The organism is Delftia sp. ZNC0008 (genome assembly GCF_000799035.1).
Taxonomy (GTDB): Bacteria; Pseudomonadota; Gammaproteobacteria; order Burkholderiales; family Burkholderiaceae_C; genus Comamonas; species Comamonas tsuruhatensis.
The window spans coordinates 1-17,307 of sequence record NZ_JTKZ01000012.1 but is presented as its reverse complement, the minus strand read 5'-3'; the positions used below and the strand labels follow the sequence as shown (position 1 = coordinate 17,307).

At 63.6% G+C, this 17,307-nt stretch carries 19 protein-coding genes; 10 read left to right on the top strand and 9 right to left on the bottom strand.

Going from position 1 to position 17,307, the window contains the following annotated elements; all coding sequences use genetic code 11:
- The coding region (locus tag L995_RS00280; RefSeq protein ID WP_047468014.1) for a 3-keto-5-aminohexanoate cleavage protein at positions 1–560 on the bottom strand (560 nt) is incomplete at its 3' end.
- A gap of 29 nt (positions 561–589) precedes the next feature.
- Positions 590–1,438, bottom strand: a complete 849-nt coding sequence (locus L995_RS00275; RefSeq protein ID WP_016454322.1) for a TauD/TfdA dioxygenase family protein — start codon at positions 1,436–1,438, stop codon at positions 590–592.
- A 162-nt stretch (positions 1,439–1,600) separates the two neighbouring features.
- Between L995_RS00275 and L995_RS00270 the strand changes: the two genes are divergently transcribed.
- The 3 genes from L995_RS00270 (at position 1,601) to nirD (ending at position 5,750) form a co-directional block, all read left to right on the top strand.
- Complete coding sequence (locus tag L995_RS00270) at positions 1,601–2,608, top strand: AraC family transcriptional regulator (protein WP_047468011.1); 1,008 nt, start codon at positions 1,601–1,603, stop codon at positions 2,606–2,608.
- 251 nt (positions 2,609–2,859) lie between these two features.
- Entirely contained in the window at positions 2,860–5,376 is a 2,517-nt protein-coding gene (nirB, locus tag L995_RS00265) for a nitrite reductase large subunit NirB (RefSeq protein ID WP_047468025.1), read from the top strand.
- Positions 5,377–5,408: 32 nt separating this feature from the next.
- The gene (nirD, locus tag L995_RS00260; protein WP_047468008.1) at positions 5,409–5,750 is read left to right on the top strand and encodes a nitrite reductase small subunit NirD; all 342 of its coding nucleotides are present in this window, start codon (positions 5,409–5,411) and stop codon (positions 5,748–5,750) included.
- A gap of 41 nt (positions 5,751–5,791) precedes the next feature.
- Here the strand turns inward: nirD and L995_RS00255 are convergent, their stop codons facing one another.
- Positions 5,792–6,562: a hypothetical protein gene (locus tag L995_RS00255; protein WP_231574323.1), complete on the bottom strand. Its 771-nt coding sequence runs from the start codon at positions 6,560–6,562 to the stop codon at positions 5,792–5,794.
- A gap of 286 nt (positions 6,563–6,848) precedes the next feature.
- Positions 6,849–7,184: a hypothetical protein gene (locus tag L995_RS00250; protein ID WP_231574322.1), complete on the bottom strand. Its 336-nt coding sequence runs from the start codon at positions 7,182–7,184 to the stop codon at positions 6,849–6,851.
- Between L995_RS00250 and L995_RS00245 the strand changes: the two genes are divergently transcribed.
- Together L995_RS00245 and L995_RS00240 are read left to right on the top strand one after the other, a co-directional pair.
- A complete protein-coding gene (locus L995_RS00245) occupies positions 7,120–7,647 on the top strand; it encodes a low molecular weight protein-tyrosine-phosphatase (RefSeq protein WP_442855446.1) in 528 nt (175 codons plus the stop codon). The genes L995_RS00250 and L995_RS00245 overlap by 65 nt on opposite strands.
- Before the next feature lie 22 nt (positions 7,648–7,669).
- Complete coding sequence (locus L995_RS00240; RefSeq protein ID WP_047468000.1) at positions 7,670–8,437, top strand: hypothetical protein; 768 nt, start codon at positions 7,670–7,672, stop codon at positions 8,435–8,437.
- Positions 8,438–8,613: 176 nt separating this feature from the next.
- Here the strand turns inward: L995_RS00240 and L995_RS34135 are convergent, their stop codons facing one another.
- Entirely contained in the window at positions 8,614–8,754 is a 141-nt protein-coding gene (locus L995_RS34135) for a hypothetical protein (RefSeq protein WP_231574321.1), read from the bottom strand.
- A gap of 21 nt (positions 8,755–8,775) precedes the next feature.
- On the opposite strand from L995_RS34135, the gene L995_RS34130 reads away from it, so the two are divergent.
- The 3 genes from L995_RS34130 (at position 8,776) to L995_RS31560 (ending at position 11,930) form a co-directional block, all read left to right on the top strand.
- Positions 8,776–9,372, top strand: coding sequence for a hypothetical protein (locus L995_RS34130; protein WP_231574320.1), 597 nt, complete (start codon positions 8,776–8,778; stop codon positions 9,370–9,372).
- 474 nt (positions 9,373–9,846) lie between these two features.
- Positions 9,847–10,893, top strand: coding sequence for a hypothetical protein (locus L995_RS31565; protein ID WP_082001447.1), 1,047 nt, complete (start codon positions 9,847–9,849; stop codon positions 10,891–10,893).
- Complete coding sequence (locus L995_RS31560; protein ID WP_231574319.1) at positions 10,878–11,930, top strand: hypothetical protein; 1,053 nt, start codon at positions 10,878–10,880, stop codon at positions 11,928–11,930. The genes L995_RS31565 and L995_RS31560 overlap by 16 nt, the downstream gene beginning before the upstream one ends.
- 82 nt (positions 11,931–12,012) lie before the next feature.
- Here L995_RS31560 and L995_RS00230 read toward each other — a convergent pair whose 3' ends face one another.
- The 4 genes from L995_RS00230 to L995_RS00215 all read right to left on the bottom strand — a co-directional run bounded on the left by L995_RS00230 (position 12,013) and on the right by L995_RS00215 (position 15,998).
- Complete coding sequence (locus L995_RS00230; RefSeq protein WP_047467998.1) at positions 12,013–13,851, bottom strand: sensor domain-containing diguanylate cyclase; 1,839 nt, start codon at positions 13,849–13,851, stop codon at positions 12,013–12,015.
- Positions 13,852–14,077: 226 nt separating this feature from the next.
- Complete coding sequence (locus L995_RS00225) at positions 14,078–14,743, bottom strand: SCO family protein (RefSeq protein ID WP_047467997.1); 666 nt, start codon at positions 14,741–14,743, stop codon at positions 14,078–14,080.
- 123 nt (positions 14,744–14,866) lie between these two features.
- Complete coding sequence (locus L995_RS00220) at positions 14,867–15,235, bottom strand: DUF2946 family protein (protein ID WP_016450071.1); 369 nt, start codon at positions 15,233–15,235, stop codon at positions 14,867–14,869.
- A gap of 25 nt (positions 15,236–15,260) precedes the next feature.
- Complete coding sequence (locus tag L995_RS00215; protein ID WP_223275176.1) at positions 15,261–15,998, bottom strand: helix-turn-helix transcriptional regulator; 738 nt, start codon at positions 15,996–15,998, stop codon at positions 15,261–15,263.
- Between the two features lie 86 nt (positions 15,999–16,084).
- Here L995_RS00215 and L995_RS00210 point away from each other — a divergent pair, with 86 nt between their 5' ends.
- A complete protein-coding gene (locus L995_RS00210; RefSeq protein WP_026063043.1) occupies positions 16,085–16,705 on the top strand; it encodes a hypothetical protein in 621 nt (206 codons plus the stop codon).
- A 108-nt stretch (positions 16,706–16,813) separates the two neighbouring features.
- On the top strand, positions 16,814–17,307 hold a 494-nt coding region (locus L995_RS00205; RefSeq protein WP_047468017.1), incomplete at its 3' end, for an alpha/beta fold hydrolase.

Below are 17,307 nucleotides of genomic sequence, written 5' to 3'. Positions count from 1 at the left end.
CCGGCGGCGGACAGGCGCCGGATGTGCTCCTCGGCCCAGCCGGGCTGGGCGGGCACGGTCATCTCCCTGTAGGCATTGAAGACGGCCGGGTCTTCCATGGAGGTGCCGCGTATGTCGCGCGCATCGAACTGCTCCAGGAAATTCATCTGCGAGGTATTGATGGTCACCGTGACCTGGTCGGGCACGGGCTGCAGCTCGGCCAGCATGTGGCGCGTGTCGTCGGACAGCCACTTGGCGGCCGCGCCGTCCGTCTCGGGAGCAAAGCTGATCGATCCGCCCACCTGGATGATCATCTCGGGCACGCGCGCACGCACGCCGGCGATCAGCGTGTTGAATTGGGACAGGCGCTTGCTGCCTTTGCCGTCCAGCTCGCGCACATGCAGGTGCAGCACGGTGGCGCCGGCGTTGTAGCAGTCCACGGCCTTCTGGATCTGCTCGTCCATGGTCACGGCGATCTCGCCGGGAAAGTCCGAGGGCAGCCACGAGGGCGCATAGGGCGCGGCCGTGATGATCAGAGGCTGCTGGTTTTCGGGGAACAGGTGGCCGTCGAGAAAATTCATGGCATGTCTCCTTGTGTCGTGATCGTGGTTCAGAAGGTCGGCGTGCCGACGATGCCCGCGCGCTCCATCTTCCGGTGGCTGGGCGGGTAGTCCATGGCCGCGTAGTGCTGGGTGGCGCGGTTGTCCCAGATCGCCACGCTGCCCGCCCGCCAGCGCCAGCGCACCTGGTACTCGGGTATGGCCGCCTGGCCGATCAGGTACTGCAGCAGGCCGGAGGCGCCCTGCGTGAAGTCCTGGCCCACGCGCACATTGGCGGGCGTGTGGAAATTGGTGAAATGCGTGGTGAAGCCGTTCACGAACAGCACCTTCTCGCCGGTCTCGGGATGGGTGCGCACCACGGGATGCTCGGCATCGGGGTACTGGGCCTTGAGCGCCAGCCGCCTTTCGATGGGCATGGCCGCACCGAACGTGCATTCGATGCTGTGGCGCGCGCGCAGCGGCGCGATCAGCGCCTTGACGGCGTCCGGCAGGCGTTCGTAGGCCAGCGCCATGTTGGCCCACAGGGTGTCGCCGCCCACGGGCGGGCATTCCACGCAGTGCAGCACGCAGCCCATGGGCGGCGCCTCGCGCCAGGTGGCATCGCAGTGCCAGGAATTCTCGTAGCGGTCGTTGGGCTGCTCGGGCGTCCTGTAGATGCGCACCAGGCCCGGATGCTCGGGATCGCTGCCGGCCACCGGATGGTCCTCCAGCTCGCCGAAGCGCCGCGCAAAGGCCACGTGCTCGGCGCGCGCCAGGCCCTGGTCGCGCAGGAACAGCACCTTGTGGCGCAGCAGCGCCGCCCGGATCTCCGAGAAAAGCGCGTCGTCGCGCACCGCGTCGGCCAGCCGCACGCCGAGCAATTCGGCGCCGATGGCGCATGTCATGGGCTCTATGCGCATGCCTGTCTCCTGTCATTGTTGTGAAGGCCCGTGGCGGCACGGTCCGCCCGGCGTGGGGCCGGTCTCTGCAATGTAGGAAAACCCGGTTCCGCGGACTATGCAAGCCATGCCATCCTCTTTGCATTTCGTGCCATCAGGCCACGGACTGACAGGAGGGCAAGCATGGTCACCATGGTGCGCGCGGCGGCCTTGACCCATTTTTCGGACGTCATGCGCGAACTGGGCTGCGACCCCGACAAGGCACTGCGCCAGGCCGGCCTGCGGCCCGCGCTGCTGCGCGAGCAGGACCAGCTGATCGACGTGGCCATCGTCGCGCGCCTGCTGGAAGACGCGGCCCAGTCCACGGGCTGCGAGTCCCTGGGCCTGCGCATGGCCCGGCACCGCCAGCTGTCGAGCTTCGGCGCCGTGAGCCTGCTGCTGCAGCACCAGCCCACGCTGCGCCATGCGCTGGACACGCTGGTCGCGCACATGCACCTGGTCAACGAATCGCTGCTGATCCACCTGGAGGATGCAGGGGACATCGTCATCCTGCGCGAGGACTTCGTCCTGCACGGCGCCATGCGCCAGTCCGTGGAACTGGCCATGGGCGTGCTGTGGCGCATGTGCGAGGCATTGCTGCGCGAGCGCTGGCGGCCGCAGGGCGTCAGCTTCAGCCACGCGCCACCGGCCGACCTGTCCGAGCACCGCCGCATGTTCCGCTGCCGCATCACGTTCGGCGCCGAGTTCAACGGCATCGCCTGCCGCGCCACCGACCTGGACGAGCCCAACCCGCTGGCCGACCCCGCGCTGGCGCGCTATGCGCTGCGGCTGGTGGAGGCCATGCCGGCCCACCGTGCCGCCTCCGTGGGCCATCAGGCGCGCCGGGTCATCTACCTGCTGCTGCCCTCGGGCAACGCCACCTGCGCGGGCGTGGCGCAGGGCATGGGGCGCAGCCTGCGCACGCTGCAGCGCGAACTGGACCGAGAGGGCCTGAGCTTCAGCGAGCTGCTGACCGAAGTGCGCCACGAACTGGCCCTGCGCTACCTGGACCATCCCCACTACAGCGTGGGCCAGGTCGCCGCCATGCTCGGCTATGCCAGCCACAGCGCCTTCACGCGCTGGTTCGCTGCGCAATTCGGCTGCGCGCCCGAGGCCTGGCGCAGCCGCGCGCAGGGACTGCCTCGCGCCTGACGCACCCAGCGTTCCTGGCGGACCTGGCGGACCTGGCGCACTTGATCGCACTTGACGCACCACCACGGCGCACCCCGCCCCTGCACGGTGCGGCGGGCGCATTGCGGTGCACGCTGTCTGCGCACCAGACAGCGTGCACCACGGGCAGGCACCGCGCCGCGGTGCTGGCACGGCACTTGCATTGGCAGCCCTGACCCGCCGGCCCTGGCCTGCGGCCCGCAAAACACTGGATGCGCAACGCAGGACGCCAGATGAACATCGTTGTGATCGGCCACGGCATGGTGGGCCACAAATTTCTCGAGCAGCTGCATGCCCTGGGCGTGGCAGACGCGAACGTCACCGTGCTGTGCGAGGAGCCACGCGCCGCCTACGACCGTGTTCACCTGTCGGAATTCTTCTCCGGCAAAAGCGCCGAGGACCTGAGCCTGGTGGCGCCCGGCTTCTTCGAGACCAGCGGCTTCACGCTGCGCCTGGCGGCCAGGGCGGCAGCCGTGGAGCGGCGCGAGCGCACCGTGACCACGGCCGATGGCGAAATCATCCCCTACGACCGGCTGGTGCTGGCCACAGGCTCGGCGCCCTTCGTGCCGCCCGTGCCGGGGCGCGACCGGCCGCACTGCTTTGTCTACCGCACCATCGAGGACCTGGAGGCCATGCAGGCATCGGCCGCGCGCTCCAGAACCGGCGTGGTGGTGGGCGGCGGCCTGCTGGGCCTGGAATGCGCCAAGGCCCTGCGCGACCTGGGCCTGGAGACCCATGTGGTCGAGTTCGCCCCGCGCCTGATGGCCGTGCAGGTGGACGACGGCGGCGGCCGCGTACTGCGCAGCAAGATCGAGGACCTGGGCGTGCAGGTGCACACGGGCCGCAATACGCTGGAGATCACCGACGGCGCCACGGCACGCCACCGCATGGTGTTTGCCGACGGCACGCACCTGGAGACGGACATGATCGTCTTCTCCGCCGGCATACGCCCGCGCGACGAGATCGCCCGCCAATGCGCCCTGGCCATAGGCCCGCGCGGCGGCGTGGCCGTGGACGACCATTGCCGCACCAGCGACCGCAGCGTCTACGCCATTGGCGAATGCGCCTCCTGGCGCGAGCAGACCTTCGGCCTGGTGGCACCCGGCTACGACATGGCGCGCGTGGCGGCACGCCACATTGCGGGCGAGGCCGAGGCCGCCTTCGGTGGGGCCGATCTCAGCACCAAGCTCAAGCTCATGGGCGTGGATGTGGCCAGCATCGGCGACGCACAGGGCAAGACGCCGCGCAGCCGCAACTACCAGTTCATCGACGAGCGCAAGCAGGTCTACAAGAAGATCGTGGTCAGCGAGGACGGCCGCCAGTTGCTGGGCGCCGTGCTGGTGGGCAATGCCGATGAGTACGGCACGCTGCTGCAGATGACGCTCAATGGCATTGCCCTGCCCGAGGAGCCCGAGTTCCTCATCCTGCCCTCCAGCGACGGCAAGGCCAGGCCCGGCCTGGGCGTGGACGCACTGCCCGACACGGCGCAGATCTGCTCGTGCAACAACGTCACCAAGGCGCAGATCTGCGCGGCCGTGGGCGAAGGCGCCTGCACCATGGCCGAGCTCAAGGCCTGCACCCAGGCCGGCGCCACCTGCGGCGGCTGCGTGCCCCTGGCCACCCAGGTCATGAAGGCCGAGATGGCCCGGCGCGGCATGGCCGTCAACAACCATGTCTGCGAGCATTTCCCGCACTCGCGCCAGGAGCTGTACCACCTGGTGCGCGTGGGCGGCATCAAGACCTTCGACGAGCTGCTGCACCGCCACGGCAAGGGCCTGGGCTGCGATGTCTGCAAGCCGCTGGCGGCCAGCATCCTGGCCTCGTGCTGGAACGAGTTCGTGCTGCAGCCGCAGCTGGCCAGCCTGCAGGACAGCAACGACTACTACCTGGGCAACATCCAGAAGGACGGCAGCTACTCCGTGGTGCCGCGCATGCCCGGCGGCGAAGTCACGCCCGACGGCCTGATCGCCGTCGGCCAGGTGGCCAAGAAATACGGCCTGTACACCAAGCTCACGGGCGGCGCCCGCGTGGACCTGTTCGGCGCGCGCGTGGAGCAGCTGCCGCTGATCTGGGAGGAGCTGATCGCGGCCGGCTTCGAGTCCGGCCATGCCTACGGCAAGTCGCTACGCACCGTCAAAAGCTGCGTGGGCTCCACCTGGTGCCGCTACGGCGTGGACGACAGCGTGGGCCTGGCCGTGCAGTTGGAAAACCGCTACAAGGGCCTGCGCGCGCCGCACAAGATCAAGTTCGGCGTCTCGGGCTGCACGCGCGAATGCGCCGAGGCCCAGGGCAAGGACGTGGGCGTGATCGCCACCGACAAGGGCTGGAACCTCTACGTCTGCGGCAACGGCGGCATGAAGCCGCGCCACGCCGAGCTGATCGCCTCCGACCTGTCCAAGGACAGGCTGCTGCAGCTCATCGACCGCTTCCTGATGTTCTACGTGCGCACGGCCGACCGCCTGCAGCGCACCAGCACCTGGCGCGAAAACCTGGAAGGCGGCCTGGACTACCTCAAGGACGTGGTGGTCAACGACAGCCTGGGCCTGGGCGCCGAACTGGAGGCCCAGATGCAGCATGTGGTGGACACCTACCAGTGCGAGTGGAAGACCGCCGTCACCACGCCCGAAGTGCGCCAGCGCTTTCGCAGCTTCATCAACAGCGACCAGCCCGACGAGCACATCGTCTTCGTGCAGGAGCGCGGCCAGATCCGCCCGGCGCGCGCCGAGGAGCGCAGCGAGGCCACGGCCTGACACCCCCTAGAGACCCGCGACAAGGACCCGCCATGGCACATGCCTCCCAAGAACACTGGCTGCCCGTTTGCGCCACCCAGGACATCGTCCCCGACACGGGCGTCTGCGCCCTCGTCCAGGGCCGCCATGTGGCGGTCTTTCGCATCGGCGACGACCGCTTCTACGCCATAGACAACGTGGACCCGCGCTGCGGCGCCAGCGTGCTCGCGCGCGGCCTGGTCGGCAGCCTGGGCGAGCGCGTCGTCGTCGCCTCGCCCATCTACAAGCACCACTTCGACCTGGCCACCGGCGAATGCCTGGAAGCGCCCGAACACTCCGTACGCGCGCATGCGGTGCGCAGCGAGAACGGGCAGTTGATGGTGGCGCTGCATTGAGATTCGTGCGGAGCACAGCCGCGCAGGAAGGTCCTGCGTGCCTAGCTTCCCACGCCATCCCTGCGCCGTTGCCACGCTGCAAGACCTGCCACGCCGCCCATCAGCGCCAGCAGCGCAGGCCACCCCAGCAGCGGCACCGCCACCGGGCCGGGCTGCGGGGGAATGTAGGGTTGCATGCTCCAACTGCCTTGGGCAGGCGAAAAAGTGAATCCTGTACCACCAGCAAGCACCTGCCTGCACACATTGCCATTCAACAAGACGCATGTGGTGTCCGAATGGTCACCAGCGATGTCCCCCGAGCCTGAGGCGATATTGAAAACGTCCACCGGCTGGCCTGGGACATGGGGCGCAGCAGGTGAAACCATCGCCAGGTTCCAGGCAGTGATATTGCCGCTGCCATCGGTAGAAACCTTGAAGCGCGGCGGATCACCGATCGAAATACCAGCTAGGATCTGTGCATTGGCCTGCGTATAGGTATTCACGCCGTCGCTGAACGACCAACTGCTGATCGGGTAGGACGTTCCCGGGCCGATGACGATGTCCGTCTGGCTGGCCGGCAGGGACGCAGGCAGGACCATTGAGCCGCTGATGCCCATGGCGGTGGTGTAAGGCGCATGGGCATCGTTGTAGTTGACGCCGACATAGGTGTACTGGGTATCCGCCAATGCGAGGCCAAGGCCCGAGAAGGAAAGGCATACGCTGGCAACTAAAGGCCTTATTCTCATCAATCTTTCCTTCAGTGGCTGAATGAAGATAAAAACAGAATCAATGAAGCAACTATTCCAATCCATTGTCTCGGGAAGACACGTCAAAAATATATCCTGGAAATTTCAGGTATCTCAATTGATTTAATCAATAGAAAACCACGGCCAATTAATGACTGGCGAGCGTTTATGTCTGGAGCGTGTCGTCCACTTTTGCGTGCCCGAGACGTTCGGGCGTGCCGAGCCGGGAAAGCGGCCGCCCATGTTTGATGCCTCGCCTGCGCCGTGATCTAAGCATCCGCACTGGAATGCGAGGTGGCGCTGCATTGGGTTCGGCAGCTGCCCATGGCGCGGACCCCTGACAACCGGCACGACGGTACCCGGGACTGCGGGCTCAGGCGTGAAAGGACAGCAACGCCAGGCACACGATGACCACGATGGCCGCCGTGATGACCATCACCCTGAAGCCGCCGTCGCTGCTGCGCAGCAACCGCAACTCCAGCAGGGCCGCACCCACCCGGGCCATCCAGAAACAAAGCAGTTCCACCATGGGCGCAGCATAGGCGGCCCGGAAGATCAGGTGCGGGGCGTGGAAAATGCCGGCGAGCGCCTGGGCATCGCAGGCCATCCAGATGTCGTGAAGCCCGTTACCCACAGGGAGATTTATGGAACAGATTCGGGAACAGTCAGCTGACCGCAGGCCAGCCACCAAGAGGAAAAGAATCCTCATGGTCTGCACAGGGAACATCTGCCGCAGCCCCACGGCCCACGGCGTGCTCGAGAAAATGGTGGCCGACGCGGGCCTGGCGGGCCGCATCGAAGTGGACTCCGCAGGCACGCACGGCTACCACGTGGGCGAGGCACCCGACCGCCGCTCCCAGGCCCATGCCGCGCGGCGCGGCTATGACCTCTCGCAGCAACGCGCGCGGCAACTGCGGGCCGAGGACTTCACGGCATTCGATCAGGTGCTGGTGATGGATGGCGCCAACGAATCCGCCGCGCGCAGGATCTGCCCCGAGTCCGAATGGCACCGCGTACAGCGGCTGACGGACTTCTGCACCGAGCACTCCGCACGCGAAGTGCCCGACCCCTATTACGGCGGCGACCGGGGTTTCGAGGACGTGCTGGACCTGGTGGAGGACGGCTGCAGGGGGCTGCTGGCCACGCTGGGCATGGCGCCGCAAAAGCGCTGACAAGCCACTGCACTGCGACGATATGCGGGCTCTCATCCTGGTTTTCGGCATCGTGGGCACGGTTCTGTTCGGATCGGCCTTCGTGCTCTCGTTTTCCTCGCCATTGCTGGTCGAGAACCTGGGCAAGGAGATCATCCGCATCGAGATCGAGCACAGGCTGGGCACCCAGCTGGACACGCTGACAGGCTCGCGCATGGCGGACCTGGCCCAGAAAGCGCTTGGCAGGACAGATAGCGAGATCGCCGCAGTGCGGCGCGAGATCGAGGCAGGCATTCCCGACAAGGTGGCCTCGGTCATGACCGACATGCGCCGTGCTGACTGCGAATGCCGCAAGCGCAATGCCGTCTACATGCAGCAGCGCCAAGCCACCCAGCTGGCATCGCTGATCCAGATGCGCGCCCGGCTGGTGGAATTCATCGAGTCGGCCTACCACCAGACCACGGCCAGCCTGCTGCGGGAGTTCAGGATCTTCACTGCGTCCAATGCGCTGGTGTTTCTGGCCCTGACCGGCGTGACGGCGCGACGCAGGCGGGCGGGGCTGCAGCTGGCACTGCCCGCCATCGTGCTGGTGACCGCCTCAGCGGTGACTGCCATGCTGTATCTGTTCGCACAGGACTGGCTGCACACCATTGTGTTTGGCAGCTACATCGGCCTGGCCTACATGGCCTATCTGGCCTTTGCCATCGCGCTGCTGTGCGACATCGCATTCAACCGGGCACGCGTGTGCACACGGGCCATCAACGGCCTTGCGTCGTCTTTTGGCTCGGCATTCGAGGTCTTGCCTTGTTGAGCCCAAGGCCCACCTTGGCCCGGTAACTGCCCCGATCACAGCAGCGGTACGGCCTCCATAGCCCTACCCACCCGCCACCACAATCCGCACCTTGGCCGCGTCGGCACCGAAGGTGTGCGCATGCTGCGGCAATGGATGCGGGGAGATACCGGTGAATCGCCAAGCCTGGATCTGGGTCATGAGCTGGTGGTGCGACAAAGCAATTGACTGGCTGATGCCTGCATATCCATTCGCATATTGAGATAGAGTTCGGCGGCTTGGCCATTCCCGCCCAAGCCCTTCTTCTCCACTGCACCTGTGCAATGGAGATTTTTCATTTCAATCCATCTTCAAAGAACATGAACACCATTGCATTGGGAGGACGCCTGCGGCCGCAAGGCGCAATCCGGACTCGCCGGATCATGGCTGCCTTGCTCGCTGCGAGCGCTGTACTGTGTGTGCCGAACGGAGCATCGGCGGCCGAGAACGATGCACTATCTGCCTCTCTGGCTGCATTCGGTGATGCCGCTGCGGCAAGACGCCTGGAGGACCAGATCGCGGATCTTGTGAAAAAGCGCAATCAGGCGGGCATGACCAAGCTGGTGGGGCAGATCGCGCAGAACGACGGGGCTTTCATGGAAAAGATGGACAGCCTGACGCAGGCCAAAAGCCGCGTTCCAGATCCTGAAATGACCAGGATTGCCATGGCCCTGGGCCCTTGCCACCATGCCGGTTTTCTTCTCCGAAAAATGGCCTTCGCCCTTGCCGATGGTCAGGCAAAGCCCATCATTCGCAATGGGGTGATCATGATTGACGGCACGCACATGGACGATATGTATGCAGAGCAAATGTCGCGCTGTGAAAGGCTGGCAAAGCAGCCCATGCGGAAAATCAAGATAGGCTCCATGTGCTCCGTCAATGGCTCGGGCTGCGACGAGGATCCGGATATGGATTGAAGAGGCCGAGCGCTGAAAAGCGAAAGCAAGAAAAGAAAAGGCCGGGTCTGCCGCCCGGCCTCGGGCTATCAATGGCATGGCGTCGACTTTTGGTTCGACTCTCGAAATTGGGGCTTTCTTAGCCTGCTGGCATTTGCCGCACGCGGAGCGAGCGTCTCGCAACGCCCATTTTTGCTGTTCACAACCGTGAACAGCCCAAACTGCCAAATTGGTTTCGGCAGAGCCTTGTCTGCGGCATTAACGCGATGCCGCCATATGGCTTCACCACCTAGCTCCGCGCACCCGAACTAGGAACACTCCTATTTTTCCTTCAAAAACAAGGAAAAATAGGAGCTGTCTTATTTTCAACGAGACGCATAGAGAATAGCATGAATTCCTCGCGTATGAAAATCCAATCATCTTTAGTTTCTAGGCAATCTACGACATCTATTGCCGCCGCATTCATATATCAACCGAAAATTGAAATGAAATTCCATGCGCAATATAAAATACTATTTCCTTCTTGCATTTCTCATCTATGCAAACAATGTATTTTCAAAAGGATACATTGACAACTATTCGGTCGCAATGGTTACTGGCTGGGCGTGTGATGTCAGATTTCCGAATGACATAGTGGCCGTACACGTTTGGCGCGATGACAACCAATTTCTTGGTGGGAGCAGCGCAAATATAATCAGGGAACCCGCTGTAGGATCGGCTTGCCTTGGCAGCCACAGTGCGCATGGTTTCTCCATACCCATAAATCTTACTGAAGACTTGAAAGACGGACAGGAACACAGAGTTCTAGTTTACTCCATAGGACGTAATGGTTTCGTCGAGCAATTGAACAACTCACCTGTAAAAATCAAGTTCCCTGGCGACGGAATTAAAGAGCGCCCATATTATGTCGGAGACATAGTTGCGAGAAATCTAGATTGGCCAGTTATCGAAGGTGCCGGGCACATCGGAATATGGGATGGAACTTCCGTAATTGAAGTTCTCAACGAGCCGCAGGTTGTTCAGAAAAACAACTACGAGAATTTTTTCAAACGCAGCAAAGTTTGGCCAATAAGCAGAACCAAATGGCCTGACCATAACGTACTCTCTTGCTTCTCTTCTGCATGCACAGAGGATTTTGACAGACCAAGAGCTAACAAGCAATCTTACCCAGCCTTGTATGCGATGGTTGCGAGAGCAAATCAAATATATGTCATAGGTGCAACATATGTTGTGACACCTTACGTTACTCCAGCCGAGCCTACGGTGAATATTCCACCCAGCAGGGACTGGAATAAATACGTAACCTGGCCTCCGACGAAAGGAAGATATCGGTGTGATACTTTTATAACGGATATTATGGGCGCAACGGTTCGAAGTCCTGGATCACATGCTCACTCACACATTCAGGGCCAATGGCTACCTTTACGAATTATTGATGCAAATATAGCCTCATGGTATCAAAAATATATTGATGCGGCAGGAGCCAATGTCAAAGCACCTGCTGCCTTGTATAACAAACTCAAGCAATGGCAATGGCAATGAAGCGAATAATATCTTACTCCATCATTGTCGCCGCATTATATGCAGCCTATCTATTTATAAACGAATCTTTAAAACCGCAGAACCACATCACACCCAATGTAAAGACCGAAATTCTTAATCAACAATCAAAAAGCACAGCAAACGAAGACACACAAAATGCGAATCAAGTCATAGTGGAACAGCAACAATCAAGTGCATCCCAGACTTCCGCATTCATTCAGGATGAAATTGATAGATTTCGCACATCTCTTGCAGATCCGTTATCCCACGATGAGAAATTGCAAGCAACTAACCGGCTTCACAACATCATTCGATCGACCCAACGCAGAGAGGTCAGAGAATCCCTCCGCCAAGAACTGCTTAGCGTCATTGACAGCAACAGATCCAAAGACATAGTCAAATCCGCAATTTTCGACTATACGAGATCACTCAATAGTCTGGATAACGCCTCCGAAGCCATCAGAGTTCTCGACTTGGGACTGAAAAATGGGATCCTGACCACCGCAGAATATGCTGGAGAATCTATACACATGGGTTTTCTTTTTGACGACAAAGCGATGATCAAAAACGGTTTAAACACAGGGGACGAATATTCAAATATTGTGCTATACAATTACATATCCGGCATAACAGAAAGCAACAGAAAAAAGATCATAGATCACGAACTATTGGTTTACATAAACAGCCATCCCATCAAATTTTCCGGCGCTCCTTTCAGTTTCAGCCTGACAGAAGCCATTCAATACAATGAATGGGCCATGGCCAAAGCAAACGTTGAGTCAATCCTCAATGGGGCAGATCCCGTGGATATTCTTTCTGCCCCCTTCAAAAATCCACTCATAGATCCCAGAGAGCTGCTGGCGCTATCCATTTCTCCGGATATTGGATTAAAAATCATGAAGAAAGTGATAGCAAGCAAAGATCACCAAATAGGCCTTGAGAATCTTGATAAGTTCATGACCAGCTATTCTTATATACCCGCCATAAAATCTGCATCGGAAAATATGGAGCGCCATAAGACAGGCTTGGAGAAGTGATCTCTCCATCAGAGCTTCCCCAAAGAGAGACTCCACAATCCAATTTTCGGATTTATCCGAGGGATTACCATATTTTCCGCCTCTACTCCTCCGCCACCACCACCCTCCCCTTGCCCGCGCGCTTGGCCGCATACATGGCCTCGTCGGCGCGCTGCAGCAGCTGGGTGGTGTTTTCCCGGGCGGTATTGAGGGCGATGCCGATGCTGGCGCCGACCTGGACGGTGGCACCGTTTTCCAGGCGGATGGGCTGGCAGATGGAGGCCAGGCAGCGCTGCATGGCCTGAAGGGCGTCGTTGGCCGAGGCCAGTTCGCCCAGCAGCAGCACGAATTCGTCTCCACCCATGCGGGCCACGCAGTCGGTTTCGCGGGCCTGGGTGGTGAGGCGGCGGGCGACGATGCGCAGCACTTCGTCGCCGGCATCGTGGCCTTCGGTATCGTTGATCTGCTTGAAGCCGTCCAGGTCCATGAAGCAGACGGCCAGTTGCCCCGGTCCGCAGGCCTGGGCCAGTTCGCGCTGCAGCCGGGCCTGCAGTGCGCGGCGGTTGGCCAGGCCGGTCAGCACGTCGTGCAGCGCCTGGTGCTGTGCGGCTTGCTCGTCACGCTTGAGCGCGTCTATGTCCACGAAGACCCAGATCGATTCGCCGTGGGCCAGGCCTGCGCCGCTGACATCGACCCAGAGCAGGCTGCCATCGCTGGTCTTCAGCTGCATCTGGGCATGGCATTTGCCGCTGGAGCGCAGTGCACCATAGGCCAGCTCGCCGGAGCGTTCATAGGTTTCCTCATCCGGGTAGAGGATGCGCGCCGAGGTGCCCTGCAGCTCGCCGGTCGGGCGCTTGAGCATGCGCTGCAGGGCCTGGTTGGTCCACAGCAGCCGGCGCTCGCGCAGGCGGGCGATGCCGATGAGGTCGTTGTCCATGAACAGTTCCTGCTGGCGCAGCAGCTCGGCAAGCCGGATGCGCGCCACGCGCTCGCGCTGCTGCAGCAGGTAGAGGCTGACCGAGCCCAGCGCGATCAGTGCCATGCTGAGACCCGTGAGTGCCCAGGCGCGCCAGGCCGATGCACGCCATGCGGCCAGGTAGCTTTGTGTGCCCAGGCCCGTGAAGACGGTCAGGGGATAGCCGGCCAGCCGCTGGTAGGCCGTGATGCGCTCCACGTCGTCCATCACCGTGGGCGTGATGTACCAGCCGCTGTCCCGGTTGCCGGCCAGGGCATGGTGGTACTCGCTGGAGACCGCAGAGCCGCCAATGCCGGCCACGGACCACGGATCGGCCGCCGAGTAGCGGGCCACCAGCAGGTCCTTGTCCGAGCGCAGCGCAATGGCGCTGTCGGGCCCGAAGGCCTGGCGACGGAACAGCGACTGGAAATGCGTGGCCGAGACCACGGCATAGACGATGCCCTTGAAATCCCCGTCCCCGGACTGCAGCCGGCGTGCCATCACGATGGCCCATTTGTTGAAGGAATGGCTGACCAGCGGATCGGAGATCACCATGCGGTCGGAGTGGCGCGCGCGCTCGAAGTAGCTGCGGTCGGCCACGGAAAACGGGGGCTCTTCCTCGTTGGCCGTCAGCAGCACCTGGCCCTTGGCGTCGGTCACGCGCAGCGCGGTGACAAAGGGCAGCAGGGCACGCTGCTCCTGCAGGATTTCATAGAGGGCGAGGGCCGCCACATCGTCGCCGTCCAGACCCCGGCTGCGGTAGCGGCCTGCCACGGTGGCCAGTGCGTTGTCCACCAGCCGCATCTCGGCCGTCAGCTCCAGGCTCAGGCTGCGGGCCTGGTTCCGGGTGACGGCCACGCCCAGGTCCAGGTCGGCCTGGTGGTTGGCGCGCAGGCTCAACCAGGTGGCCAGGCCCAGCAGGCCGGCCACCAGCAGGTTGCCGAGCACCAGGCGCAGGAGCACCTTGTCGGAAAGAAGCCTCTTCATGGCGCTAGGTGTCCCTTTCCGTCTGGCTGGATGAGCGTCCGGGTGGATGGAGCCGCACATTTTTAGCACAAGGACGGGACGATCCAGACAAGGTTTTGACCGATGGCAACGGCGCTCGCGCCGCTGGCGTACCTTCACCTCCGCAAGAATGGTCGCTGCCTGGGCCAGGGCGGAGGCTGCTGCGCAAAGGCCTGTTGCGCCGGCCACCTGAGAAAGTGCAGAGCCGTCATGCAGCCTGCAGGATCTGGCGCAGATCGGCCGCGCAGTCCTGCGCGTCCTGCTCATGGCGGAACGCCACGCGCAGCCGGCCCTCGGGATCGAAGACATAGGTGATGGCCGAGTGGTCCATGGTGTAGGACGCCCCCGTGGGCACCTTCTTGTAGAAGACCTTGAATTCCCTGGCGACCTCGGCCGTCTGCGTCTCGTCGCCGCACAGCGCGACAAAGCCGGGATCGAAGGCGCCCACATAGGCCTTGAGCACCTCGGGCGTATCGCGCTCGGGGTCGATAGTGATGAAGGCCACGGCCAGGCGGGCACCATCGGCGCCCAGCAGCTGGCGTATTTCCAGGGCGCGCGTCAGCGCCGTGGGGCAGACATCGGGGCATTGGGTGAAGCCGAAAAAGACCATCAGGGCCTGGCCCTTGAAGTCGGCCAGCGTGCGCTCGCGGCCATCGGCATCGCGCAGGCGGAAGTCCCGGCCGTACTGGGCGCCGGTCAGGTCTATGCCCTTGAACGGTACGGCGGCGGGCTTGCAGCCGGCCAGCAGCGCCAGTGCGGCCAGGCCGCCGCCAAGGCAGGCACGGCGAGACAGGGCGACGGAAGCAACGGATGGGAGGGTCGAAGAAAAATCGGCGGCGCGCTGCGGCGCCGCATGGCAATCGGAACGGAACATGGCATCCCTGCGTGGAATCTTGGCGAAGCCGCACCGCCAAGGCTGCGCCCGGCCGGTGCGGCAATGTTCTGAGACAGGCCAGCGGCCAGACAGCGCGGGACAGCGCTGCAAGCAGCCAAGGGCTCAGGCGATCAACAGCAACAAGGGAGGCCCGCGCGGCGGCAGCGGCGCGCCGACCAGGGAGGCAATGCGGGCAGAGACGATGGGCTGCAGCGCGCGGCCCATCGGCTGCAGTTGCGCCCAGGAGGGAGGGACATGCGCCGGCGGCGGCGTCACCGCCAGGCATAGAGGGCAGTCCAGCGAATGCTGGGCAGACACCGCCTGTCCTTCTTCACCGTTGACCACGACCAGCCTGACGCTGCCGCCAGCCGTGCAGACCAGCTCCATGGCCTGGGGGTGCACCAGGGGCGATGCAATGGCCAGGCCCAGCGTCAGCGCGAACCACGCCATGACCAGGCGGGCCAGTGGGACGGAGTTGCGCAGGGCTTGCATGGCTGGGGATTATGGGGGCAGGCCGTCACAGGGCCACGCCGACCTCGTCGCAGGCGGCCCAAAACCGGGCCGGGTCGCGCACCTGAAAGCGCTGTCCGCCGCGACGCGCCTGCACGATGCGGTCCAGCCGGAAGGTGCGCACGCCCTCGCGCTCGCAGTCCCAGGCCAGCAGGTACCAGAACGGCCAGGCCAGCAGCAGACATTGCGGCTCCACCACGCGCTCGCTGCGGCGCTGGCGTCCGTCCAGGTAGGTCAAGGCCAGCATCCATTGCTGTGCAAAAGCCTGGTAGACGCTGGCGCGCGCCTCCACGCCCTGCGCACGCTCGCGCAGCGAAGCCTGGACTTCGACCGACACCGGCGAGGCCACGCGGATGCGCTGGCGCAGTTGCGCGATATCTGCGCGATCGGCCGGCGCAAAGCAGCGCGCGAACTGGCGGCGCAGTTCGCCATGACGCCCCGCCAGCGACAGGCCCAGGGCTTCCGACAGCGCCAGGGACATCAGCAGCTCCAGTGCGTCGTCACCCCGCAGGGTCACGCGGCCGGAGGGCCAGCGATGGACCACGCGGACACCGCCGCCCCTGCCCGAGGAGCTGTCCAGCTCCCAGCCCTGCTGCCTGAGCAACGACAGGTCGCGCGCCAGCGTGCGCTGGCTGACGCCCAGTTCCTCGGACAGCGCCGCCACGCCGTGCACGGCGCCATCGGACAGGCGCTGGGAAAGGGCGTCAAGCCGGGACAGACGGGCGGGCAGCGTGCGCGGTTTCATGGCCGGCATCATGGCGCAATTGACAGCCATTGAATGGCAGCGATGCAGGGACCATGGGCGGCATGTTCAATCCACGGAGAAATGCCATGCAAGTCATCGAATGGGCAGCGTTCAGCCTGCTGCCCGGTGTGACGGAAAACACCCTGCTGCAAGCCGCCAGCGCCATGCAGCACCAGTTCCTGGATGTGCAGGGCGGATGCCTGTCACGCCATCTGGTCCAGCTGGGCCAGGGGCGCTATGCGGATGTCGTCACCTGGCAATCACAGGAGGCTGCCCGTGCCGCCCTAGCGCAGGCCGGCCGGTCGGCTGCCTGCGCGGCCTACTTCGGGCTGATGCGCGTGGAGCATCCTCCCTTGCTGGGCGCCAGCGTGTTCAGCCACGGCGGGGAACATGGACTGCCGCAGGGCATGGAGTTCTCGTTGTTCCGGCTGCGCCCCGGCGCCGATTCCCATGCCTTGGCCGCCGCCGCGCACCGCATGGCCGATGGCCTGTACCGGAATGAGCCCGGCTTCACGGCCCATGGCGTGATGCGCAGCGCCCACGACCCCGGCCTGTATGCCGACGTGGTGCTGGCCGATAGCGCCGGCCGCGCCCACCAGCTGTGCAGCAAGTGGGGCCAGGGACCGTTCGATCCGGCCTGCCAGGACTATCTGGAACTGATCGCGCCGGGGTCGGCACAGCTGCAGTTCTGGGACAGGGTGGCCTGAGCGCTGCCATCGCCGCGCCTTGGCCGGATGCCGGATATGCGTGGTATCCGTATCCGCCAGCCTGCACCGGCCATCCCATAATCGCCTTTTCCCCAAGCAGTGACCGCCATGTCGAAACTCCATGTTGTGCAGCAGGGCCAAGGCCCGGCCCTCGTTCTGAGCCACGCGCTCGGTTGTGACCTCCAGATGTGGGACGGCGTGGCCCAGGCCCTGCAAGACCGCTTCACCGTGGTGCGCTACGACCACCGGGGCCATGGCCGCTCGCCCGCCATCGGCGAGGCCTTCGACATGAACGACCTGGCAGACGACGCCGCTGGCGTGATCGAGGCGCTGGGCCAGGGGCCGGTGCACTTCGTGGGCCTGTCCATGGGCGGCATGACGGCCCAGGCCCTGGCAGCGCGTCATCCGGCGCTGGTGCGCAGCATCACCGTCGCCAATTCGGCCAGCTACTACGACGAGGCCGCGCGCGCAGGCTGGCAGGCGCGCATTGCCACGGTGCGCGCCCAGGGCGTGGCCGCGATTGCCGATGGCGCCATGCAGCGCTGGTTCACGCCCGAATTCCGCGCCGGGCAGGCCGCCCGAGTGGCAGCCTTGCGACGCGG